The organism is Bacillus sp. T-10(2022), assembly GCF_056502895.1.
In genome coordinates this window covers 3999912-4022310 of sequence record NZ_CP113518.1, presented here as the reverse complement: position 1 = coordinate 4022310, position 22399 = coordinate 3999912, and the positions used below count along the sequence as shown (strand labels likewise).

Annotated in this window: 24 protein-coding genes, 1 pseudogene and 1 other annotated feature; of the genes and pseudogenes, 21 read left to right on the top strand and 4 right to left on the bottom strand. The window is 43.2% G+C overall.

Annotation, left to right across the window (positions count from 1 at the left end; all coding sequences use genetic code 11):
* Nucleotides 1-98: 98 nt before the first annotated feature.
* Nucleotides 99-1388 carry a bifunctional folylpolyglutamate synthase/dihydrofolate synthase gene (locus OSJ91_RS19675; RefSeq protein WP_485890272.1) on the top strand — a complete coding sequence of 430 codons (1290 nt, stop codon included), beginning with the start codon at nucleotides 99-101 and terminating at the stop codon, nucleotides 1386-1388.
* A 15-nt stretch (nucleotides 1389-1403) separates the two neighbouring features.
* On the opposite strand, the pseudogene OSJ91_RS19670 reads toward OSJ91_RS19675, so the two are convergent.
* A pseudogene (locus OSJ91_RS19670) lies at nucleotides 1404-1715 on the bottom strand (transposase); the annotation flags it as partial.
* A 557-nt stretch (nucleotides 1716-2272) separates the two neighbouring features.
* Here OSJ91_RS19670 and OSJ91_RS19665 point away from each other — a divergent pair.
* The 9 genes from OSJ91_RS19665 (at nucleotide 2273) to minD (ending at nucleotide 10089) form a co-directional block, all read left to right on the top strand.
* Nucleotides 2273-3025: a prepilin peptidase gene (locus OSJ91_RS19665; RefSeq protein WP_485890271.1), complete on the top strand. Its 753-nt coding sequence runs from the start codon at nucleotides 2273-2275 to the stop codon at nucleotides 3023-3025.
* A gap of 307 nt (nucleotides 3026-3332) precedes the next feature.
* Nucleotides 3333-4307 carry a hypothetical protein gene (locus OSJ91_RS19660; RefSeq protein ID WP_350299616.1) on the top strand — a complete coding sequence of 325 codons (975 nt, stop codon included), beginning with the start codon at nucleotides 3333-3335 and terminating at the stop codon, nucleotides 4305-4307.
* A 191-nt stretch (nucleotides 4308-4498) separates the two neighbouring features.
* Nucleotides 4499-5068: a Maf family protein gene (locus OSJ91_RS19655; protein ID WP_413019121.1), complete on the top strand. Its 570-nt coding sequence runs from the start codon at nucleotides 4499-4501 to the stop codon at nucleotides 5066-5068.
* Between the two features lie 58 nt (nucleotides 5069-5126).
* Complete coding sequence (gene radC, locus OSJ91_RS19650) at nucleotides 5127-5801, top strand: RadC family protein (RefSeq protein ID WP_053537324.1); 675 nt, start codon at nucleotides 5127-5129, stop codon at nucleotides 5799-5801.
* A 148-nt stretch (nucleotides 5802-5949) separates the two neighbouring features.
* Nucleotides 5950-6969, top strand: a complete 1020-nt coding sequence (locus tag OSJ91_RS19645) for a rod shape-determining protein (RefSeq protein WP_034308871.1) — start codon at nucleotides 5950-5952, stop codon at nucleotides 6967-6969.
* Nucleotides 6970-7095: 126 nt separating this feature from the next.
* Nucleotides 7096-7968 (top strand): rod shape-determining protein MreC, encoded by an 873-nt coding sequence (mreC, locus tag OSJ91_RS19640; protein ID WP_034308869.1) that lies wholly within the window; start codon nucleotides 7096-7098, stop codon nucleotides 7966-7968.
* Nucleotides 7965-8483 (top strand): rod shape-determining protein MreD, encoded by a 519-nt coding sequence (gene mreD / locus OSJ91_RS19635; RefSeq protein WP_350299614.1) that lies wholly within the window; start codon nucleotides 7965-7967, stop codon nucleotides 8481-8483. The genes mreC and mreD overlap by 4 nt, the downstream gene beginning before the upstream one ends.
* A 116-nt stretch (nucleotides 8484-8599) precedes the next feature.
* Nucleotides 8600-9283 carry a septum site-determining protein MinC gene (gene minC / locus OSJ91_RS19630; RefSeq protein ID WP_350299613.1) on the top strand — a complete coding sequence of 228 codons (684 nt, stop codon included), beginning with the start codon at nucleotides 8600-8602 and terminating at the stop codon, nucleotides 9281-9283.
* 2 nt (nucleotides 9284-9285) lie between these two features.
* Nucleotides 9286-10089 carry a septum site-determining protein MinD gene (minD, locus tag OSJ91_RS19625; protein ID WP_034308862.1) on the top strand — a complete coding sequence of 268 codons (804 nt, stop codon included), beginning with the start codon at nucleotides 9286-9288 and terminating at the stop codon, nucleotides 10087-10089.
* A 125-nt stretch (nucleotides 10090-10214) separates the two neighbouring features.
* On the opposite strand, the gene OSJ91_RS19620 is transcribed toward minD, so the two are convergent.
* A complete protein-coding gene (locus tag OSJ91_RS19620; protein ID WP_034308861.1) occupies nucleotides 10215-10658 on the bottom strand; it encodes a S1 domain-containing RNA-binding protein in 444 nt (147 codons plus the stop codon).
* Nucleotides 10659-10895: 237 nt separating this feature from the next.
* Here OSJ91_RS19620 and OSJ91_RS19615 point away from each other — a divergent pair, with 237 nt between their 5' ends.
* The 11 genes from OSJ91_RS19615 (at nucleotide 10896) to OSJ91_RS19565 (ending at nucleotide 20609) form a co-directional block, all read left to right on the top strand.
* Complete coding sequence (locus tag OSJ91_RS19615) at nucleotides 10896-11645, top strand: peptidoglycan DD-metalloendopeptidase family protein (RefSeq protein ID WP_485890270.1); 750 nt, start codon at nucleotides 10896-10898, stop codon at nucleotides 11643-11645.
* A complete protein-coding gene (locus OSJ91_RS19610) occupies nucleotides 11638-12504 on the top strand; it encodes a M50 family metallopeptidase (protein WP_485890269.1) in 867 nt (288 codons plus the stop codon). Before OSJ91_RS19615 ends, OSJ91_RS19610 begins: the two co-directional genes overlap by 8 nt.
* A gap of 42 nt (nucleotides 12505-12546) precedes the next feature.
* A complete protein-coding gene (locus tag OSJ91_RS19605) occupies nucleotides 12547-14019 on the top strand; it encodes an Rne/Rng family ribonuclease (protein WP_485891925.1) in 1473 nt (490 codons plus the stop codon).
* A 75-nt stretch (nucleotides 14020-14094) separates the two neighbouring features.
* Nucleotides 14095-14178, top strand: a sequence feature (ribosomal protein L21 leader region).
* A gap of 13 nt (nucleotides 14179-14191) precedes the next feature.
* Complete coding sequence (gene rplU, locus OSJ91_RS19600) at nucleotides 14192-14500, top strand: 50S ribosomal protein L21 (RefSeq protein WP_034308849.1); 309 nt, start codon at nucleotides 14192-14194, stop codon at nucleotides 14498-14500.
* A gap of 13 nt (nucleotides 14501-14513) precedes the next feature.
* Nucleotides 14514-14846, top strand: a complete 333-nt coding sequence (locus OSJ91_RS19595; RefSeq protein ID WP_101222784.1) for a ribosomal-processing cysteine protease Prp — start codon at nucleotides 14514-14516, stop codon at nucleotides 14844-14846.
* A 12-nt stretch (nucleotides 14847-14858) separates the two neighbouring features.
* Nucleotides 14859-15149, top strand: a complete 291-nt coding sequence (rpmA, locus tag OSJ91_RS19590; RefSeq protein ID WP_061143474.1) for a 50S ribosomal protein L27 — start codon at nucleotides 14859-14861, stop codon at nucleotides 15147-15149.
* A 541-nt stretch (nucleotides 15150-15690) separates the two neighbouring features.
* The gene (locus OSJ91_RS19585; protein ID WP_485890268.1) at nucleotides 15691-16230 is read left to right on the top strand and encodes a Spo0B domain-containing protein; all 540 of its coding nucleotides are present in this window, start codon (nucleotides 15691-15693) and stop codon (nucleotides 16228-16230) included.
* 48 nt (nucleotides 16231-16278) lie between these two features.
* Entirely contained in the window at nucleotides 16279-17568 is a 1290-nt protein-coding gene (gene obgE / locus OSJ91_RS19580) for a GTPase ObgE (RefSeq protein WP_485890267.1), read from the top strand.
* 40 nt (nucleotides 17569-17608) lie between these two features.
* Entirely contained in the window at nucleotides 17609-18058 is a 450-nt protein-coding gene (locus OSJ91_RS19575; protein ID WP_034308837.1) for an ACT domain-containing protein, read from the top strand.
* A gap of 614 nt (nucleotides 18059-18672) precedes the next feature.
* The gene (gene pheA, locus OSJ91_RS19570; protein ID WP_350299610.1) at nucleotides 18673-19548 is read left to right on the top strand and encodes a prephenate dehydratase; all 876 of its coding nucleotides are present in this window, start codon (nucleotides 18673-18675) and stop codon (nucleotides 19546-19548) included.
* Between the two features lie 368 nt (nucleotides 19549-19916).
* Complete coding sequence (locus OSJ91_RS19565) at nucleotides 19917-20609, top strand: DUF6944 family repetitive protein (protein ID WP_485890266.1); 693 nt, start codon at nucleotides 19917-19919, stop codon at nucleotides 20607-20609.
* Nucleotides 20610-20667: 58 nt separating this feature from the next.
* On the opposite strand, the gene OSJ91_RS19560 is transcribed toward OSJ91_RS19565, so the two are convergent.
* Nucleotides 20668-21198, bottom strand: coding sequence for a transcription repressor NadR (locus tag OSJ91_RS19560; protein ID WP_101222780.1), 531 nt, complete (start codon nucleotides 21196-21198; stop codon nucleotides 20668-20670).
* 49 nt (nucleotides 21199-21247) lie between these two features.
* The gene (locus OSJ91_RS19555; RefSeq protein WP_485890265.1) at nucleotides 21248-22375 is read right to left on the bottom strand and encodes an IscS subfamily cysteine desulfurase; all 1128 of its coding nucleotides are present in this window, start codon (nucleotides 22373-22375) and stop codon (nucleotides 21248-21250) included.
* Nucleotides 22376-22399 lie beyond the last annotated feature (24 nt).

Genomic DNA, 22399 nt, shown 5'->3' with positions numbered 1-22399 from the left:
GGTAAAACACTACCTTTCATCTAGGTTAATCGATCATATATTGATAAAATAATCTTAACGCATTAGAGCGGTATAAAGAAAGAGGAGGCACAACGATAATGGTAACAACCATGAAAGAAATCAATCATTTTTTTGAACGGCGCCAAGTTCAATTGGGCATGAATTTTGGCCTATCACGGATGGAAGCATTGTTAACTGAATTAGGTGACCCGCACAAGGGGCTAAAGTATATTCACATTGCAGGATCTAACGGGAAAGGATCAACACTGCAATATATTAAAGAAATCCTGCTTGCCCAAGGGATTCGGGTCGCTTCCTTCACATCACCTTATTTAATACGGATGAATGAACAGCTCAAGATTAATGAAGATGAAATCAGTGATAAGGATTTTATCGCTGTCTTCCGGGAGCTTTGGCCGATTATCCAAGAGATGGACAGTAAAGGGGACGGTCCTACTCAGTTCGAAATTTTGACTGCGGTGGCATTTTCTTATTTTAGCAAAAAGGAAGTGGATTTGGTTTTGATGGAAACCGGTTTGGGAGGCAGGCTCGATACAACGAATGTCATCCAGCCGTTTCTTTCGATCATTACTTCGATTTCTTTGGAACATACGAGCATCCTGGGTAACACACTTGGGGAAATTGCTTTTGAGAAGGCGGGCATCATTAAAAGCGGGGCGCCGATCATCAGCGGAGTCATAGCTGGGGAGCCAGCAAAAGTAATTGAAGAAAAAGCGTCATCATTAGGCGTACCTTATTACAAATTAGGTAAAGACTTTCATATAGGGAATATAAAGCAAAGTGAACGAGGGCAAAGTTTCTCATTTTCGCTTGCCGACAGGTCCATCGATAATGTGGAAATGCGGATGTTAGGGCGTCATCAAATGGAGAATGCGGCATTGGCCATTGCTGCTGTCACATTAGGAATGGAAAATATCGATGAAAAAAGCATCCTTAAAGGAATAGGCGAAGCGAAATGGGATGGCCGCTTTGAAAAAATATCGGATGAGCCGTTGGTGATCATCGATGGTGCACATAATCCTGCCGGCATCGACGTGCTGAAGAAAACGCTAAAAGTGCATTACCCCGACTATAAGTACCGATTCGTATTCAGTTCATTTAAAGATAAAAATTATTCCGAGATGCTTCATGGACTGGAAACGGAAGCGATGGAAATCATCATTACCGAATTCGACCATGAACGGGCGGCGGATGCGAAAACGCTTTATGAAAAATGCAGTCATCCAAATAAACGTATAAACAAGGAATGGCAGGCGGCGATAACGGAAGGCAGAAGGAAAACAGGGGAAAAAGAGATTCTTGTCATCACAGGGTCGCTTCATTTCCTTTCACTTGTGAGGGAGTTCCTAATCAGGGGAAATGCCTAAAGGATGTGCATTACCGTAATGAGGCACTTTATAATGGAAACCACAGCCTAAGAACCAACGGTAAGCCATATTTGTTTCAACTTCTTCAATTGCTTTATGCATTGAACGAATACCGAGGGTAAATTGAATGAAAGTCAGTTTGGCTAATATAACTGGATCAATACTTGGGCTTCCTATCTCTGAATATATATCTTTCACCAAATCATAAATGAAAGTGAAGTCAATGGCAGCCTCAATTTTACGAACCAAATGATTCGCGGGTACCAGTTGATCTAAAGTAATCATTTCAAGTTGGTCTCGCTGAATAGAATTATGTTTCGAAAGCATCCTCATCACCTCAAGTTTTAATAGTTCTATTTTAAAACAAAAAAGTCTATAGGCAAAAGGAGTTCCATCTAAAATTTTAAACATAGTTGATTGGAACGGAAGGGGCGAGACTCCTGCGGGAATAGCGAGTCCAAGGGAGACCCCACAGGCGCAAATGCGCCGAGGAGGCTCCCGGACCGCCCGCGGAAAGCGAGTGCCCTACGTTCCAATCAACGTCCAAATTTGTACAAGCCAAAAAAAACTGTAGACAAACTCGATTTTTATCGAGTTTGTCTACAGTCTGAAAGGACCTTTTTTAAAGGTCCTTTTCTCTTGTTAAAGAGCCTCTTGAAAAGAAAAAACTCTAATAGAGTGATTGATAACAAATCACCAAGTATATTTGTTAAAATATGTTTATATATTGATTCTACATGATTGATGAATAGTAGGATCTACTTATTGAAATGATGGGAGGAATGATTAATCATGAAGAACCCCAGTGATGATTACATAGCGGAAGGGACTTTTATATCAGGGTTTCAAAGAAAGGCAATCGAATCCTCATGCACTTTGTATAAATGATGGCTATCCATATCTATCTCTTCGTATTGGGCTTAATTTTAGGCTCATTCTTTAACGTTGTCGGTTTAAGTGTTCCAGCTGGTCATTCATTTGCGAATCGTCGCTCCGCCTGCCCTTCTTGCGGGCATACATTGACATTCTTCGAGTTGATACCGGTTATTTCTTATATGTTGCAAGTCGGTAAATGCCGGGGCTGTAAAGCAAGGATTTCCCCCCTTTATCCGGCCGTGGAAATGCTGACCGGTGTTTTGTTTACCTCTGCTCCGATATTCCTTGGCTGGTCGAGCGAACTCTTGGTTGGCTTGACATTGATTTCATTATTTATGATCATCTTCGTGACTGATGTCGCCTATATGCTCATACCCGATAAAATACTGCTTTTCTTTACGGTGATTTTTATCGTTTTAAGAGTCTCATTTCCGCTGTCGCCCTGGTGGGGGTCAATTGTCGGGGCCGTGGTTGGCTTTAGCCTGCTGTTATTAATCGCAGTAGTGAGTCAGGGTGGCATGGGTGGCGGTGATATCAAGCTGTTTGCAGTGATTGGCTTTGTACTGGGAATGAAGATGGTGCTGTTATCGTTTCTTTTTGCGTGCTTTTATGGGGCATTGCTTGGCATCATCGGATTGCTGACCGGAATCCTTAAAAAGAAAACACTTATTCCTTTCGGACCGTATATCGTTTTTGGGACATTGACTGCTTATTTTTGGGGCGATTCCCTTTTACATTGGTATGTAACTTTTTTAAGATGAGCTTATAGAACCATCCTAATTCAAGAGGAATTTGTCAAAAATCACCTGAACAATAGCTCAGTAGGGAACTATCCCCAATTGGCTGCAAGTGAAGCTGACACGAAAGAGTGATATATGTAATTGGTGAGAGGCGATATTGAATGGTTCATGAACCAGAAGTACCAGTACCTGTAAGTCTATTTTCGTTACCCATTTATGAATAGGGAAATTTGACGAAACCTATTAATGACAAGACGACAAAAGTCTTGTTATTTTTTTTTACCTCTATGTTAGGATGAAAAAAATGATCTGGAGGGGAGGAAAAAAATTGGGCAAGCCGGAACAAAGCAAGGGTGTAACGATTAAAATAAATGGGGAAGAAAAAGTATTTGCCGATAAAAAGATTGAAAGTCAAGAGGCGGCGAGTAAGGAGCAGGAACAGGAACACACAGATGAGAGTTTCGAATGGATACTCCCTGAGGATTCAAATGAAAACAAAATCGTATTGGTTCCCACACCGCCAAAGAAGAAAATGCCGAAGCTCATCGGTTTTGGTACCAGTTCGCTGAAAAGTTCTGATAAAAGACCGATCAAGACATTCATGATCGCTGTCATTTGTGCTGTTTTTTTTGGGTCGATTCTTGGCTTGATCGCCGTTAAAACGATTACAAAGGAAAAAGCCGAAGTATCTTCGGTCGAGCCCCCGGTTCCAACGGAAGCCACTGTTGAAGATAAAAAAGCGGCAGTGACTGAACCAGGAAACCAGCTGAAGACATTCCTTGTACAGGGTGGAGTATTCAGCAGCGAGGATGCGGCAAGGCAAATACAAAAGAAAATCATTGAAAAGCAGGTTCCTGCTGAAATCTTCAAATTGGAAGACAGCTATTATCTATTCTTGGGATCAGCAGAGAGTCTAGCTGCAAGTAAAGAGCTGGCCTTGTACTTAAAGTCATATGATGTGGATGTATATTGGAAGGAAATCAATTTTGAAGCGGCCGGGACAAGCCAAGAAGAAGAGAAAACTCTCGACAAGATGAAGGCAGTATATGCTTCTTTGGCAGAAACATCCGCAACAAAGCTTCGTGGAAAGGCAGGGACGGTAAACGAAGAAACCCTGAAAAAAAACATGGATGAACTGAAGGCGGGGAAATTATCGCCGGCGTTTTCAAAGATGAACGATGACCTGACTGCTGCGGCAAAGTCGATTGATGAATATGAGACTTCCAAAAATGAAGAAAAGCTATTCCAGGCTCAAGAAAGTCTTCTGAATTTTTTATTGAATTACCAAAACATATCGAGTTAAGTAAAGAAAAAAGGGGGGCTGCCTAATGGGACAAGCTCCCCAATATGAAACCATCTGTGACACCTTTTTTATTTTCCGGGAAATACTTACAGGCATTTGTCGATTCCTAGTAAACAATAATTGTGGATTGCACCATTATTTGATAGGATAGATATGTATCTCCCTATGTAAAGAAAGGTGACTTTTATATTATGCAGCCATTGATTTTAGCTTCTTCATCACCACGTCGTAAAGAACTTCTACAATTTCTTCAAATCCCCTTTGAAAGCATGAATTCCAATGTCGATGAAAGTATTGATGAAAACATGTGTCCTGATGGAGCGGTGAAAGAACTGGCTTCCCGTAAAGCGGAAGCCATCGCGGCAAAATTTCAGGAAAGCTGGGTAATCGGCTCGGATACCGTTGTTGTTCTTGATGGTGAGATATTGGGTAAGCCGACAAGCCGTGCGGATGGAAAAAGAATGCTGGAAATGTTATCGGGACGGACACATGAAGTATACACAGGTGTCGCCATTCTATTCGGCAAGCATCGCAGAGTATTCGCAGAAAAAACGGAAGTTACATTTTGGGAGCTGCCAGAGGCTGAAATCGAACGTTATCTGGATAGCGGGGAACCTTTTGACAAAGCTGGCGGCTATGGGATTCAAGGATACGGATCTCTTCTTGTCGAACGAATCAAAGGGGACTATTTCTCAGTTGTCGGGCTTCCTGTCTCGAGACTGGCCCGGGAACTTAAAGCGATGCAGGAAGAGTTAGGCTGATCGATTTCCTCTGGCATCTTTCCTTTTCTAAGGAAGGGTTGATCTTTTGAGCGAAAAAATGTTAATACGGGATTACCCGAAAGAGGAGAGACCGCGCGAAAGGTTTCTGCAGGACGGACCGCAGAGTCTCTCCAATCAGGAATTGCTCGCTCTGCTATTGAGGACGGGATCAAGGGAAGAATCCGTCCTGCAACTATCCGGTAGGCTCATCAATTCTTTCAAGGGCCTGCGCCTGCTAAAAGAAGCCTCAGTGGAAGAACTGACCGTGATTAAAGGGATTGGTGAAGCAAAAGCGATTCAAATCCTGGCCTCTGTCGAACTTGGCAGGAGAATTAACAATTTAAATGATCAAGACCGTTATGTGATTAGATCTCCTGAAGATGGAGCCAATTATTGCATGGAAGAAATGCGGTTTTTATCACAGGAACATTTCGTCTGTCTTTATTTAAATACGAAAAATCAAGTGCTTCAAAAAACTACGGTATTCATCGGCAGCCTCAATGCCTCGATCGTGCATCCGCGCGAGGTCTTCAAAGAGGCTTTCAAAAGGTCCGCTGCCTCTATCATCTGTCTTCATAACCACCCCTCCGGAGACCCCTCTCCCAGCAGAGAAGATATTGAAGTGACGAAAAGGTTAGTCGAATGTGGTAAAATAATCGGGATTGAAGTATTGGACCATATCATCATCGGGGAACATAAATATGTTAGTTTGAAGGAAAAAGGTTATTTATGACACTATCAAAATTTTTGACGATACGATATAATATTGTTTATGATTTTTAAAAGAGGAAACTTTTTCAAAACTCTTATTGTCAAAAAACGACAAATTATTATTTGAACTTATAAAAAGGCATTTTTGTTTACGAAAGGGAGATACCATAATGTTTGGAATTGGCGCTAGAGATATAGGGATTGATTTAGGGACGGCGAATACGCTTGTCTATGTGAAAGGAAAAGGTATCGCAGTACGTGAACCATCGGTTGTAGCTGTGCAAACAGATACAAAGCAAATCGTTGCAGTCGGAAACGATGCGAAAAACATGATCGGCCGTACACCTGGTAACGTGGTTGCCCTCCGCCCGATGAAGGATGGAGTAATTGCCGATTATGAAACGACGGCTACCATGATGAAGTACTATATGAAGGAAGCTCAAAAGAAGGGCGTATTCGGCAACAAGCCATATGTCATGATTTGTGTGCCTTCTGGAATTACGGCAGTTGAGCAGCGTGCAGTCATCGATGCAGCTAGACAAGCTGGAGCCCGTGACGCATATCCAATCGAAGAACCGTTTGCAGCAGCGATCGGTGCGGACCTTCCTGTTTGGGAGCCTACAGGGAGCATGGTCGTTGATATCGGCGGAGGAACGACGGAAGTGGCAATCATTTCCCTTGGCGGAATCGTTACAAGCCAATCGATCCGTATCGCCGGTGACGAAATGGATGATGCCATTATCGTTTACATCCGTAAGAACTACAATTTGATGATCGGTGAGCGTACTGCTGAAGCGATCAAAATGGAAATTGGTTCTGCTGGGGATACGGAAGGCGTAGAAAACATGGAAATTCGCGGCCGTGACTTATTGACTGGATTACCGAAAACGATCGAAATTACAGCTGAGGAAATATCCAAAGCATTAAGCGACACAGTTTCTGCAATTGTGGATTCCGTGAAAAACACTTTAGAGAAAACACCACCTGAATTAGCGGCTGACATCATGGACAGAGGCATTGTGCTGACAGGCGGGGGCGCTTTGCTGCGCAATTTGGATAAAGTCATCAGTGAAGAAACGCAAATGCCGGTGATCATCGCTGAAAATCCGCTGGATTGTGTTGCAATCGGAACGGGAAAAGCGCTGGACCACATTCATTTATTCAAGACTAAATCAAGAGATTCGCGATAAGCATTACTTCTCAAATAGGGCCGGCTCAACAAAAGGTGCAATTTTGAGCCGGTTTTTCTTATGTTTTGCTGTTTAATTAAATCCATAGTGTATTTTTAAGAAATTTTAGATAGAGGTGTAATCACCATGCCACAGTTTTTTAATAAAAAGCTCCTTCTCTTGCTCGTTAGTATTATCGTTCTCGTGGCATTGATCGGTTTTTCATTAAGGGAGAGAGAAGAGTTGACTTGGCCGGAGCAATTCCTGAAAGATACGACAGGCTGGGTCGGAAATGTGTTTAATAAGCCAGTATCGGGTATAACAGGTTTTGTAGGGGGCTTAAAAGACCTTCAACATACATACGATGAAAACAAAAAATTGAAAGCCCGCTTGGATGAATATGTATTATTGAAAACCCAAGTCCAAGATTTAAAGGAAGAAAATGAAGAACTTCGCGATAACCTCAAAAAAGAAGATGACCTGCGCAAGTATTCGCCCACTCAGGCGACGGTCATTGGACGTAATCCCGACCGCTGGCATGAAATGCTGACGATTAATAAAGGGAAGCGTAATGGGGTAGAAAAAAATATGGCTGTCATCACGTCCAATGGGTTAGTCGGTAAGGTGAAATCAGCGACGGATTTCACGGCCTCGGTTCAACTTTTAAGCTCGATCGATAAAGCCAATCGTGTCTCAGCGATTGTCCAAGGTGATGATAAAGCATATGGCTTGATTGAAGGATTCGATGATAAGAAGAACCTTTTGCTGATGAAACGGATCCCATATGATAAAAAGATCAAGAAAAATTCATTGGTCATCACATCCGGTTATGGAGGGATCTTTCCGAAAGGTCTGCTGATCGGGAAAGTTGTCGATGTCAAAGTGGATCAATATGGATTGAACCAGACCGCATATATTGAACCTTCCACGGATTTTTATGATATTAATAATGTCATGGTCGTTCAGCGCGAAGTGGACGGTGTACCGAAAGAAAGTGAAGGGGAGGATGAAGCTGAGTGAGATATTTCATCCTTTCTTTTATAGCCTTGGTTTTTTTTGTTTTTGAAAGCATCTTCGCCCAGATGTTTGCTGGAAATGCATTCGGGGCCGATAAAATCCTCGTGCCCCATTTCATGATGGCTTTCGTTTTTTTCCTGACCATGTTCGGTTCAAGGAAAATGGGTATGCTTTATGGTGCGATTCTTGGGTTGACCTATGATGTCGTATATACGGAAATCCTTGGGACTTACATGTTCCTGCTGCCTTTTCTTGCCTATCTGATATCGAAATGCATGAAAATCCTGCAAAATAATATATTGATTGCCTGTCTTACTGCGCTTTTATTCACGGCAGTTTTAGAGGTTGTCATCTATCAAATGAATATCATACTATCTTTTGCTGATATGGGATTTGGTGAATTTGCGGAACGGAGATTGATTCCGACATTATTATTGAATCTCGCATTCATTATTATCAGCTGCTACCCTTTAAAGAGAATGATTGAAAAACTTGATTTGCAAGGAGAAACGGAATAACGTTCCTGTGTCTTAAGAAGCAGGTGGGAAATGTATTTTCTCTTTTCCGTGTACGTAGAAAAAGGAAATTTGTTTTCCTATGTCGAATTATATTTCATTGAGGTGAAACAAACGTCATGAATAAAAGAATTCAGCAAAATGTCATGATTAAGGGAACAAAAGACGGGTTTATGCTTCATCTCGATGATTCTTGCTCATTTTCCGAATTATTGAAAGAGTTAGAAGTGAAGCTTTCGGCAAACTATCAGTTTCAAGAAAATGACCCGTCCATTTCCGTAAAAGTACATACAGGGAACCGCTATCTTGATGAACAACAAGAAGAAAAGATTAAAGAGGTCATCCATAAAAAGAAGAAGCTTTTCGTAGATGAGATGATTTCGAATGTCCTTACGAAGGATGAAGCGAAACGATGGAAAGATGAAAACCAAGTGACGACCGTGACCAAGGTGATAAGGTCGGGACAGGTTTTTGAAGTTCCTGGGGACTTACTGCTGATAGGGGATGTCAATCCCGACGGAACGGTTCGTGCGGGTGGCAACATATATATCATGGGACAGCTAAAGGGAATAGCCCATGCCGGATATAAAGGGAATAAAGAGGCCATTATAGCTGCCTCTGTCATGAAGCCTGCCCAGCTGCGCATTGCCGGAAAAGTGAATTTATCTCCTGACCAATATGCGAAATGGGGACATGACTTGGAATGTGCCTTCATGGATGAAGAACAAAATATCATAATAGAAAAATTGCAAGTCTTAAAGAAATATAGACCTAATTTAAATAGATTAGAAGGGGGTCTCTAATCGTGGGAGAGGCAATAGTTATAACATCCGGTAAGGGTGGTGTCGGGAAAACGACCACCTCCGCCAATTTAGGAACATCTTTAGCTCTTCTAGGCAAAAAGGTTTGCTTGATTGATACGGATATTGGTCTTCGGAATTTGGATGTGATCATGGGATTGGAGAATCGCATCATCTATGATTTGGTCGATGTGGTCGAAGGGCGCTGTAAGATACACCAGGCGCTTATAAAAGATAAACATTTCGAGGATTTGCTTTATCTGCTTCCCGCTCCGCAAAATAGTGACAAAACAGTGGTGAATGAAGAGCAGATGAGGAAACTCATCAGCGATATGAAGCCTGACTATGATTATGTCATCATTGATTGCCCTGCAGGCATTGAACAGGGCTTCAGGAATGCCATTGCAGGGGCAGACAAGGCAATCATCGTTACGACTGCAGAGAGACCGGCTGTCAGGGATGCTGACCGTATTATTGGCCTGCTTGAAAAAGAAGAGCATATTGAACCGCCTCAATTGATCATCAACCGGATCCGCGGCCATTTGCTTCATGAGGATGAAGAAATGGATATCGATGGAGTTGCCGATTTTCTTAAGATTGATTTGATCGGCGTCATTCCTGATGATGACCAGGTCATTGTGGCAGCGAATAAAAAGGAACCCATTGCCTATAATCCGGACAATAGAGTTTCACTTGCCTATCGGAACATCGCCAGAAGGATCCTTGGTGAATCTGTGCCCTTGACTCCAATTGGCAGCGAACCAAAGGGCTTCATGTCCAAATTGAAAAAATTCTTCAGCGTGAGGTAAATCTATATTCTTTTGTCAAGAAGCGGGGAGCATTTGATGCCCTCGCTTTTTTTATGCTTCTTGTGAAATAAAAAAGGCAAGCCATATACTGGCTTGCCTGATCCATATGCTAAAAATGCAGCGGGTTATCCGCGTCTTCCGCCTCTGCCGCCGCGTTTTGATTCGGTGCTGCGTTTAAGAGTCGATAAATTTTCTTCACTAGTCTTTAAAAAGCGCACCATTTTATCTTCGAAATTTTCCTTTGGTTGGAAATTACCTTTTGAACGAAAATCTTTAGAACGGCTATCCCCTTGGCGTGGTGGGCGTTTGGTATAAGAAGAGGTTTGCCCTTCGGGTCTATCTATAGCCTTTTTGATGGACAAGGCAGTTTTTCCGTCTTTCTCACTAATCACTTTTACTTCAATTTGGTCGCCTACTTTAAGATGGTCATTTACGTCTTTTACATAGCTATCTGCTACCTCACTGATATGCACAAGACCTGTTGAGCCTCCTGGTAATTCTACGAATGCTCCAAAATTAGTGATACCTGTTACTTTACCTTGTACTTTGCTGCCTATTTCGATTGACATAAAAAAATGTTCCCCCTCAATAATGTTAAAACCACTTTATTATAACAAATTCCGGGGAACAATATCAATCTCAATTATTCGATTTTCTGAATCGATGCCCGAACCACCTTGGGAATTCATAAGTTTCGGTGAATTTTTCATCGGAAAAAAATTTTCAGGGAAGTGCAGAATAGTCTGGACAAGTTGCTCATACGTTGTAATATAGCGCTTTGACATGAGCAGGGGGGGAAGTCTGGAATGGATGATCGCAGGAAAGATATCCGCAATCGTATCGCCAAGAGACGCAAGTTTAATGATAAACCGTCAGGAAGCAGTAGTTGGACGGAGATCAACAATGAGGAACCATATGGTATTGATTCATATAACGGGTATTCCGAAAAAGATCATCCGCTCTTCAAGAAAGAATATTTTTTCTTTAAAATCCTTGCCAGTGTATGCCTGTTCCTGATTGTCGCGGTGATGTTCAAACACCCTTCTGTGCGGCTTGACCCTGCCAGGAGTTTTGTCACGGAGAACATGAACAAGGAATTTCAGTTCGCTTCAATCTCCAATTGGTACGAAAGTGCGTTTGGTAAACCGATCGCTTTTTTACCGAATGAAGCCGATACGGAAACTGTTGATTCGAATGGAGAATATGCAATGCCAGCTTCTGCGAAGATTACCCAAAACTTCGAGACGAACGGTGAGGGAATCATTTTGGAAACGAGCAAAGGCTCAAAGGTCGAGGCCGTTAATGAAGGGGTAGTCATTTTTGCCGGTGAAAAGGAGGGGATCGGAAAGACGGTCGTCATTCAGCATGCCAATAAAAGTGAATCTTGGTATGGGCAGCTGGAAGGAATTGATGTGAAATTGTATGAGTTCGTTAAAAAGGGCAATGAAGTCGGACAGGTTACACTAAGTGAAGATGGATCCATGGGCAGGTTTTATTTAGCGATAAAAGAAAATGATGCTTTCGTCGATCCTAAAAAGGTGATTTCCTTTGAGTGAATATGGGAAGTTACTGTTTAAAATCAAGGTGCATCCGACATTGTGGTTTGTCATTGGCATCGCCATCCTCACAGCCCATTTCGTTGAAGTGATGATGCTGTTGCTCATCGTCTTCATACATGAGATGGGGCATGCCGTCTGTGCCCAGCACTTCAAATGGCGGATAAAGTCAATCCAGCTGCTTCCTTTTGGCGGGGCTGTCGAGACTGAGGAATATGGAAACAAGAGTTTGAAGGAGGATTTGGCGGTGGTGCTTGCCGGTCCGCTTCAACATGTTTGGCTCATTGGCGCAGCTTTTTTGCTCTATTTCTTTACCATTATCCCATATGAGCTGTACCAGCCATTTTTGTATATGAATCTTATGCTGCTGATTTTTAATCTGCTGCCAATTTGGCCCCTGGACGGGGGACGGCTGCTATTCATCGGTGTTTCCCTATACTGCACCTTTCTGGAAGCGCAGAAACATACACTTCACTTTTCTGCAGTATTCGCTTTCCTTGCTTTTTTGACCTGGCTCATTCTGGATCCGCTCAATTTGAACATCTGGCTCATCATCTTTTTCATAAGTCTCTCACTCGTCATGGAATGGCGGCAGAGGTATTATGCTTTCATCCGCTTTCTTTTGCAGCGCCATTACGGGCATACGAATGATTTGGCGAAACTGAAGCCGATCTCGGTGGATTCACAAGAACCGATTTATAAAGTGTTGGAAATGTTTCAACGCGGTTGTAAACACCCCGTGATCATCATGAAAAACGGGAAAGAGAGCGGCTCGTTGGATGAAACGGAAATCCTTCATGCCTATTTTTCCGAGAAAATGACAAACGGGAAAATCGGCGACCTATTATATTCTTATTAAATATGTTATCCTTTCTTCAAATTGAGGAGAGGATTTTTTTTGATGAAAAAAATGATCGCGAACCTAGCTTCACGCGAAAAAAGAGTGGCTGTACTTGAGAATGGTGTTTTACGTAAATTTGAAATCATGCCGCCTCAAAAGCGCAGTACGGTCGGTAACATTTATCTTGGGAAGGTGACGAAGGTGTTACCGGGCATGGATGCCGTCTTCATTGATTATGGTGCAGAGAAAAATGGTTTTTTACACCGTGACGAGATTCCCTCTTTCCAGCTGACAAAAAAAAGTGATGGGAAAGCATCGATCGGTCAATTTGTCCGTCAGGGAGATAAGCTGCTAGTTCAGGTGACGCGGGATGAAACGGGCACCAAAGGAGCTAAATTGACTGGGCTGATCGAGTTTTCGACAGATTCCCTCGTATACATACATGGAATAGATTATGTCGGTGTTTCAAAGAAATTCAAAAACAATGATCTTCAGAAGCAATGGCGCGAAACTGCCTTGCAGCATAAAAATCCTGATGAGGGATTGATTGTCCGCACCTCGATGGAGAACGAAAGTGAATCGGTCTTCCTTGACAGGTTAAATGGATTGCGGGAGCTCTTTAAAGGGCTTGAACTTAAGGCTGCGTCCCTCAAGGCCCCGTCCCTTCTCTATGAGAGGGACGAATACCTTGATATGATCATTTCCGAAATGTCGGGAACGGCGACCGGGGAACTTGCCATCGATGACTTCGAGGCCTATCGCGAGTTGAAAAAGTGGATACAGGAAAACCGTAAGGAGTGGGAAATATCCCATGTATCGGGTACAAAGAATATTTTTTCCGAATGGAATGTGGAAGCGCAAGTTGAGAAAATGGCCAAGAAAATCGTTTGGCTTGAGAATGGCGGATATTTAATTTTTGAAGAAACTGAAGCTTTCACCGTAATCGACGTCAATTCAGGTAAGTTCACCGGCAAGGTGGCGAAGGAAGCAACATTATTTGCGGTTAATCAGGCTGCGGCGAAAGAGGTCGCCCGTCAACTGAGATTGAGGAATATCAGCGGAATCATCCTGATAGATTTCATCAATATGGACCAGTCCCGGCATAAGCAGGAAATCATCGAAATCGTTAAAAAGGAAGCGGTGAGGGATGAGAAGCGAACCCAGGTCATCGGTTTTACGGAACTGGGCATTTTACAAATGACGAGAAAGCGAACCTCCCCGTCTTTAAGTGAAATGACGACGGTGCCTTGCCCTGTGTGCAGTGGAAGCGGTAAAATCGAGAGCCCTGAAACGGTGGCCTTCCGGTTGGAACGTGAACTGCTGGAACACAGGAAGACGGATGATGAAGCGGTCTGGGTGGAGGTCAGTAAAGCGGTGGCGGACGTGCTGCTTGGTGAAAAGGAATCATATCGGCCGACATTGGAGGAATTGATCGGTAAAAAGATATTCCTGTCTTTTATCCCAGGTTCGAGGAATGCTTACTCCATCAAGCGCTTCGGGAGCATTCAGGAAATCGGGCGGGCTTTCGAGTGAAGGGCGGGAATTGTTATAAATATATTGACAGCCTTTCCTGTTTCATGTTAGGATTTTAATGTTATGTTTGTAGCACCCGTGCTACAACCGCTCAACATCAGGTTTTAAGCTTTTGCCTTTCTGGTAAAACGCCTGTGATTGGCGAGTCTGAGACATTTAAGGAGGTGCAAGTATGTACGCAATTATCGAAACTGGCGGTAAACAAATTAAAGTAGCAGCTGGCGAAGCGGTTTACATTGAAAAATTAAACGCAGAAGCAGGCGAAACTGTTACATTTGACAAAGTTTTATTCGTAGGTGGCGAAGACGTGAAAGTCGGTGCTCCACTAGTTGAAGGCGCTACTGTAACAGGTACTGTCGAAAAACAAGGTAAGCAAAAGAAAATCACTGTTTTCAAATACAAAGCGAAGAAAAACAATCGTAAAAAACAAGGTCATCGTCAACCATACACTAAAGTTGTTATCGAAGCAATCAACGCGTAAGGGCTGATTCTAGATGATCAAAGTTGTATTTGATGCTCCGCAGGAACGGATTGCTTCGTTCACCTTAAGCGGACATGCTAATTTTGCTAAAAAAGGTTCTGATATCGTTTGTGCAGGTGTATCGGCTGTTTCCTTCGGGGCAGTCAATGCAATCATGTCCTTAACGGACGTTGAGCCTGAGATTGAGCAAGGGAGAGAAGGCGGCTATCTTCGCTGCGTCATTCCGGGGAATCTTTCGCCGGAATCGGAAGAGAAGGTTCAGCTGCTTTTGAACGGCATGCTCATATCGCTGCAAACCATCGAACGTGATTATGGTAAATACATGAAAATTATCCTCAACCAATAGGAGGTGGAACAAATGTTAAGATTAAATCTTCAGTTCTTCGCTTCGAAAAAAGGAGTAGGTTCTACAAAGAACGGACGTGACTCAATCTCCAAGCGTCTTGGCGCTAAACGTGCAGATGGTCAATTCGTATCTGGTGGTTCTATCCTTTACCGTCAACGCGGAACAAAAATCTATCCTGGTGAGAACGTAGGCCGTGGTGGAGACGATACTCTATACGCTAAAGTAGACGGTGTTGTTAAATTCGAACGTTTCGGACGTGACCGTAAAAAAGTAAGCGTATATCCAGTTGCACAAGAAGCATAATTGGCATCTTTGAACAGAGGCTGACTCAAAAGGGTCTGATTCCTTCTACAAGACACTATATACCGCGTCATTTTTAATAATGGTATGCTATATAGTGATGAAGGGGTCCGGCCCTTTATTTATACTATATAGGAAATGAACCAGCATTTTGCAGGAGACTTTAGTCATTAGTATAAGGAAAACAACCTCTGACTTACAAAAGGCTCGCCAATCGGCGGGCTTTCTTAAACTTTCAGGGGGGAAATCCAAGATTACTCATCCATCCGATTTGGTTTAAACCAAATAGACACTCCAATTCAACTATAATATCTCCAATTGGTGCATAAAAGGCCCATTCTCTTTTTTAGTTCAAATGGCTCTACCATCGTCCAAAGAACTCAGGGTGTGCGGCTGTATTTTTTGGACGGGGGCTTTCATGTGAAGGCATGTGAATCGAGCTTCATTTCCTGTTTGTTATTTTTTTGATATACTGTACAAATGGAAGTATTCAACATGATAGAGCTGAAAAAAAGTTTCTTTATCATAATTGAAGGTGTTAATAATGGATAAAAATTGGACGACTATTGAAACTCTGCGTCAAACCAGGCATGACTGGCTGAATAAAATTCAAATCATCAAAGGGAATCTGGAGTTGAACAGAATTGATCGTGTCAAGGGCATCATTGATGAAATCATTGTTGAAACCCAGAATGAAGCACGCCTCTCCAGTTTGAATTTACCTAAGTTCACCGAAATGTTGTTGACGTCGAATTGGAATAATGGATCATTTTATTGCGAATATGAAATCATTGATGTTTTTGAAGGCTCAACTGAGATGGACTGTCTGATGTATCGCTGGACAAACGATTTCTTTAAAATTCTCGATAAGAATCTCGATCCGTTTTTTGAAAATATACTGGCTGTTTCCATGTGTAAAAAAGAAGTGAGCGATATGCACTGTTCATTTCATTTGCAAGGCAGGTTCATTGATCAATCTCCAGTGATCGAGTTTTTGGAAGGTTCATTAACGGCCGAGCAATCAATTGAAATTCTTGAATGTAATGAGGATGAAATATTTTTTAAGATGGATATTAACTTTTAGAGAAGTATACAGCAAGAAATGACTTGCAGAAAACAAGGAAGTGATAGCATGTTTGTCGATCAAACGAAAGTCTATGTAAAAGGCGGAGACGGTGGTAACGGGATAGTTGCTTATCGTCGTGAGAAATTCATACCTAAAGGCGGACCTGCCGGCGGAGATGGCGGTAATGGAGCCAATGTCGTTTTTGAAGTGGAAGAGGGCTTGCGTACATTAATGGATTTCCGTTATCAACGTCACTTTAAGGCACCTCGCGGAGAACATGGCATGTCCAAAAACATGCATGGTGCGGCTGCAAAGGATATGGTCATCAAGGTTCCACCTGGCACCGTTGTCATTGATGATAAAACGAAGGAAGTCATTGCTGATTTAGTTGAGCACGGACAACGCGCCGTTATCGCCAAAGGTGGCCGCGGAGGTCGGGGAAATTCCCGTTTTGCCACACCAGCCAACCCTGCACCTGAAATCGCTGAGAACGGCGAACCGGGCCAAGAACGTGATATAGTCATGGAATTGAAACTGTTGGCTGATGTCGGTTTGGTTGGTTTCCCAAGTGTAGGGAAATCCACTTTGCTATCTGTCGTATCCGCAGCAAGGCCCAAAATTGCCGAATACCATTTTACGACGATCGTACCGAACCTCGGAATGGTGGAAACGGAAGATCACCGCAGCTTCGTCATGGCCGATTTACCTGGTCTGATCGAAGGCGCTTCAGAAGGTGTGGGCCTTGGACATCAATTCCTGCGCCATATTGAAAGAACGAGGGTAATCGTTCATGTAATCGATATGTCGGGTCTTGAAGGCCGGGATCCATATGAAGACTACCAAACAATCAATAAAGAGTTGGAAGAGTATAACCTGCGCTTGACTGAACGTCCGCAAATCATTGTAGCAAGTAAAATGGATATGCCGGACTCAGAGGATAACTTAGCGGCTTTCAAAGAAATGCTGGAAGAAGACTATCCTGTCTTCCCGATTTCTGCCGTGACGCGTGAAGGGATCCGTGAGCTTCTTTATGCTATTGCTGATAAAATCGAAGAGACACCTGAGTTCCCTCTTGAACATGAAGAAGAGAATACTGGAATCCACCGGGTTCTATATAAACATACATCACAGTCGGATGAATTTAACATTGAACGCGAACCTGATGGCAGCTTTGCCGTATCAGGATTCAAGATCGAGCGTTTATTCAAAATGACTGACTTCACCCGTGAAGAGTCCATACGTCGTTTCGCCAGACAGCTTCGTTCATTCGGAGTCGACGAAGGCCTTCGCCAAAAAGGTGCGACAAATGGCGATATCGTCCGTATCCTTGAATATGAATTTGAATTTGTTGATTGATTGGAGACCATGATGGCAGGCAAAAGGAGGCGTGCGGAGTTTGAATAAGTCCGATCAGAAATTTTTCCTCGTTCGAGAGGATGTCCTTCCCGAAGCGATGAAAAAAACGCTGGATGCAAAAGAAATGATTGAACGGGGAAAAGCGGAATCAGTTTGGGAAGCGGTACAGCGAGTGGACCTAAGCAGGAGTGCTTTTTACAAATACCGTGACACGGTTTTTCCGTTTCATACAGTTGTTAAGGAAAAGCTGATTACACTGTTCTTCTATCTCGAAGATCGTTCTGGTACTCTATCGGAGCTTTTACGGCTCGTCGCCTCATCCGGTTGCAACATCATGACCATCCACCAAACGATTCCTTTGCAGGGACGTGCAAATGTCACCCTATCCCTGAATACGGGTGGGATGACGATGGATATTAATGAACTGCTTACTAAACTGCGTAAAATGGAGTTCGTCGAAAAAGTCGAAATCATTGGTAACGGCGCATGAAAACAGCCTGTACATTTCACATGTACAGGCTGTCAGTTTGTAGACAAAAGGTTTCGAATTGGTCTGATTCTGAAACCTTTTCCAACTGATCCTGAGAGTGGCTACTATGTGAAAGGTGAAGAAACAAAACAGTATGCCTATTCGTTTCCTGCGGCGCAGACTGTAATGGATTTGTGTTGGGGACGATAGTAGCACCGCAAAAGAGTGCTCATAATTTTTGCCGAACGTAGAGAAGTGAGGCATTTATCATGGAAACCGTAACCTAAAGACCAACGGGCTCTAGTAATCATTTCAAGTTGATCTCGCTGAATAGACAAAGTTGATTGGAACGTAAGGTACGAGACTCCTGCGGGAAAAGCGAGTCCAAGGGAGACCCCGCAGGCGCAAATGCGCCGAGGAGGCTCCCGGACCGCCCGCGGAAAGAGAGTGCCTGGAGCGGAAATCAACGGTCAAAGTTTAAAAACCTAAAACAGCCTGAAGACAAACTCATTTATTATCGGGTTTGTCTACAGGCTGTTTTCATTTGTAAGAGGAAATTAACGATTAAGTATTGTAAAAAATCAGAAAATGGCATAACATAAACAGTAGATTTTCCGTGAGAAGGAGTTTATAATATGACATCAAAAATTGCATTTCTTGGACCAAAAGCAACGTTCACGGATTTAGCTGTATCGCGACTATTTCCTAATGATATAAAAATACCGATGAACACGATTCCGGACTGCCTTGATGCTGTTCGGGACGGGGAAGTGAATCACGCGCTCGTACCGATCGAGAATGCTTTGGAGGGTTCGGTAAATATAACGATGGATTACTTAGTCCATGAAGTCACATTGCCGATGAAAGGCGAAGTGACGATTCCAATCCAACAGCATTATATGGTGCATCCGGACCATGCATATCCTGGTTTCAAACCTGACATGGTATATTCGCATTCCCATGCCATCGCTCAATGCCGCAAATTTCTACATAATGAGCTAAGGGGCATTCCGTATGAGTATGTCACATCCACAGCAGCCGCTGCGAAGATGGTGATGGAGAATCCCGATATCAATATTGCTGCAATTGCAAATGATATGGCAGCAGAGGAATACGGTTTGACGATTGCAAAACAAAATATTCACGATTACGAACATAATCACACCAAGTTTGTCGTCGTATCCAACAGTGAAGTCGACTTTGAAGGGCATTTGACCGTTGAAGGGGACAAGAAAACGACCTTGATGATTCAGCTGCCTGCCGACCACTCAGGGCAGCTGCACCAAGTCCTTTCCGCTTTTTCCTGGAGGAAGCTTAACCTTTCCAAGATTGAATCAAGACCCATGAAAACAGGATTGGGCAATTACTTTTTCATCATCGACATCGAAATGCCCCTTGACGATGTCCTAATCCCAGGAGCGATTTCCGAGCTTGAGGCCTTAGGATGTACGGTATCGATCATGGGAAGCTATTCATGCTTTAAAGTCCAAACAGGTGTACCGCAGCGCTGATTTTTTTATTGTGAAATTTTTTTCTGAAATGATAAATGGTACAGCCTCAGTTGAGTTATATACAAGAATAAAAAGGGTGCCCCGGGAGTATTTCCGGGGCATTTTTTTGTGAAGGCTGTCGTAAAGGTTTGTATTCCCTTTGCGTACAAGTTCCTAAAATGGTTGGCTGTCATTTTATGAAATATATAGAAATAGGCAGAATGATTCTGGATGAAAAACAAACACCGATTGTGATGAAAGCAAATACAATAGGTAAATCTCGATATGGCACATGTGGAAATAGGAACGGTAATACATAAGTTGATGACTAATTCAGTGGATACACCTTTTTAATCAAAAAAGCAGAGAGAGGGTGGTGGTCAGCAGAGATGGATAGTCAATTCAAAGAAACTTTCGGTTCTTGGACTCAAGCGATAGGAACCGTCATTTCCGCTGTTGCTGGTACACCATCCAATGTCTTGGACGAAGAATTTCGTAAGAACTTGGATTTGATTGGAAATGAACTTCAAGCAACAGGAAATGCCTTATTGGCGGACGCAGAAGAAACCTGGTCTCTGGATAAATTCGGTAATATAATACAGGCGATCGGGAATTCGACCGTTATCTTAGGCCTAGTCGTTGATTTTGATGAAATAACGAAACAGGAATTAATCATCAAAGGTAATCTGATTCAAGCGTTGGGCGGAGGCACCGCTTTGGCGGGGGCATACGAAAATCCGGATGAACCGGAGCAGGCCTTCAATGCAACGGGGAATTTGTTACAGGCGATTGGGAATTCGATGCAAGCGATAGGTGGAATTGCCGAACTTAAAAATAGCATTCTAGAAAAAGACCAAGATAAGGATCAAGAGCAAGAAGAACAAGATAAGGAGCAGGAACTGCAAAAATATCAATATCCTTATTTGGAAGAGAAGCCATCTGATGCTGAATCAATCCAAGTGATGGGAGGGTGGGTACAGGCGGTCGGTTCCGTCATTAGTCTTATCGGGCAGTTGAGAAGTAACGAAGATGAAAACTCCGGGGATGGCAGCTCAAATGAAAGCAATTCCAATGATGAGTGAACATAAGGCCAATAAAAAAAGCCTCAAAAGATATGGCTTTTGAGGTTTTTTCGTTCATTCAATCGACTAAAATGCCGGCATCCCTCAAAGCACACTCCGCTTCGTCGAGCAGTTCTTCAGATGATGCGCTCAGTGTATGGAGATGGATGCCGCTCGTTAGTTCCGATAAAAACGATGCATTCGTTGCCGTTACCCTTGAAAGGAATTGCTGGACTTCCTTACGGCTGCTGACCATAATGGAAGCTGTTAGGTCGCCGTATACGGGATGCTCGATTTTGACATCTTTCACCGTGATGCCGATATCCACGAGTAAATATAGCTCTTCTTGGGTCCGGGAAGGATCGTGTTGGCAAGCAATGATCCGTTCAGGCTTTTGCGTGCTCCCCGTTTGTAAGTACAGATAGCCTTGGCTCGTCGCAATGATAGGCTCATTCCGCGCTTTCAGGAGGGTTATGTCACCAACGATAACCTGCCGGCTTACATTCGTTATCTGCGAAAGCTCGCTGCCTGTTACAGGCTCCGCGCTTGTTTGCAATAAATGTAAGAGTTTCGTCCGTCTTTCTTCCCCGAGTAATTTCTTTCTTTCCATAAACATTCACCTCTTTAATTACAAACATTCTAACACAGATTGTAGGGTTTTATCGAATGGCAGCTATTCCTTCGATGCAGTCCGCCAACTTGTGAATGTCGTCGGCCGACGTGTTTTTGCCAAAGGAAAAGCGGACGAATTGATGGGCTTCATCTTCGCTTTTCCCAATGGCCATCATCGTTTTTGAAGGATCCTGTTTACCGATTTGACAGGCGCTTCCCGTCGAAACGGCGAATCCTTTCTGGTTTAATTCCAGCATGATGTACTGTCCTTGCAATCCAGCGAAGGTCAGCGCCAGGATGTGAGGCAATTGCTCGTTTTTTGCTTCGATGATTTCAAAATCGATTTTCCTTTCCGTTAGCTGTTGGATCAATTGCATCCTAAGTGTGGAAATCCGTTTTCGTTCATCTTCCATGACATCCCCCAATTTCTTAGCAGCGGTTACGAAGGAGGCTATTCCGGGGACGTCCACTGTTCCTGGTCGGAAACCATACTCATGTGTGATATTCGGTACCGAAGCCTTCAACTGGTGGATGGCCGGGAAAATGACGGCCCCAGTCCCTTTTGGACCATAAACTTTATGGCTGGAAACGGATAGTCCATCACATGAGGCAGCTATCTTGCCAAGCGGTAATTTGGCAAATGATTGGACACAATCCACATGAAAAAAAGCCTGGTGTTTACGAACGATTTCACTTATTTGCTCAATGGGTTGAATGACCCCGATTTCCGAATTCACATGCTGAACAATGACCAAACATGTTTTCTCCGACATACATTCCTGGAGATGTTCAATATCAACACGGCCATCTTCCAAATGCCGTAAATAAGTAACCTCGAAGCCATCTTGTTCAAGCTTTGCCACGAAATTGGCAAGAGATGCATGTTCAGTTCGGCTTACGATCAAGTGGTTCTGCCAGGATGGTTTCGAAGCGATGAATGTATCTAGGGCAAGCATATTGCTTTCTGATCCGCCGCTCGTAAAGATGATTCCTTCCTTTTTTATGTTCAGCATTTCTGCGAGTTGCTGTCGTGACATATCCAATAAACGTGCCGCCTCAGAGCCAATATCATGCAAACTGCTCGCATTCCCGAAAAACTTCCGGGATGCTTGGCTGAATACGTCGAGAGCCTCCTCATCAATCGGAGTTGTAGCGGCATAATCCAAATAAATCAAGAAATCACTTCCATCCTTTAATCT

Excerpts from the sequence above, each read along its gene's own strand:
- OSJ91_RS19675 (WP_485890272.1), top strand. The coding sequence starts at position 99 with ATGGTAACAACCATGAAAGAAATCAATCATTTTTTTGAACGGCGCCAA.
- OSJ91_RS19665 (WP_485890271.1), top strand. The coding sequence starts at position 2,273 with ATGATGGCTATCCATATCTATCTCTTCGTATTGGGCTTAATTTTAGGC.
- OSJ91_RS19655 (WP_413019121.1), top strand. The coding sequence starts at position 4,499 with ATGCAGCCATTGATTTTAGCTTCTTCATCACCACGTCGTAAAGAACTT.
- radC (WP_053537324.1), top strand. The coding sequence starts at position 5,127 with ATGTTAATACGGGATTACCCGAAAGAGGAGAGACCGCGCGAAAGGTTT.
- OSJ91_RS19645 (WP_034308871.1), top strand. The coding sequence starts at position 5,950 with ATGTTTGGAATTGGCGCTAGAGATATAGGGATTGATTTAGGGACGGCG.
- mreC (WP_034308869.1), top strand. The coding sequence starts at position 7,096 with ATGCCACAGTTTTTTAATAAAAAGCTCCTTCTCTTGCTCGTTAGTATT.
- minC (WP_350299613.1), top strand. The coding sequence starts at position 8,600 with ATGAATAAAAGAATTCAGCAAAATGTCATGATTAAGGGAACAAAAGAC.
- OSJ91_RS19620 (WP_034308861.1), bottom strand. The coding sequence starts at position 10,658 with ATGTCAATCGAAATAGGCAGCAAAGTACAAGGTAAAGTAACAGGTATC.
- OSJ91_RS19615 (WP_485890270.1), top strand. The coding sequence starts at position 10,896 with ATGGATGATCGCAGGAAAGATATCCGCAATCGTATCGCCAAGAGACGC.
- OSJ91_RS19605 (WP_485891925.1), top strand. The coding sequence starts at position 12,547 with ATGAAAAAAATGATCGCGAACCTAGCTTCACGCGAAAAAAGAGTGGCT.
- rplU (WP_034308849.1), top strand. The coding sequence starts at position 14,192 with ATGTACGCAATTATCGAAACTGGCGGTAAACAAATTAAAGTAGCAGCT.
- OSJ91_RS19595 (WP_101222784.1), top strand. The coding sequence starts at position 14,514 with ATGATCAAAGTTGTATTTGATGCTCCGCAGGAACGGATTGCTTCGTTC.
- rpmA (WP_061143474.1), top strand. The coding sequence starts at position 14,859 with ATGTTAAGATTAAATCTTCAGTTCTTCGCTTCGAAAAAAGGAGTAGGT.
- OSJ91_RS19585 (WP_485890268.1), top strand. The coding sequence starts at position 15,691 with ATGGATAAAAATTGGACGACTATTGAAACTCTGCGTCAAACCAGGCAT.
- obgE (WP_485890267.1), top strand. The coding sequence starts at position 16,279 with ATGTTTGTCGATCAAACGAAAGTCTATGTAAAAGGCGGAGACGGTGGT.
- pheA (WP_350299610.1), top strand. The coding sequence starts at position 18,673 with ATGACATCAAAAATTGCATTTCTTGGACCAAAAGCAACGTTCACGGAT.
- OSJ91_RS19565 (WP_485890266.1), top strand. The coding sequence starts at position 19,917 with ATGGATAGTCAATTCAAAGAAACTTTCGGTTCTTGGACTCAAGCGATA.
- OSJ91_RS19560 (WP_101222780.1), bottom strand. The coding sequence starts at position 21,198 with ATGGAAAGAAAGAAATTACTCGGGGAAGAAAGACGGACGAAACTCTTA.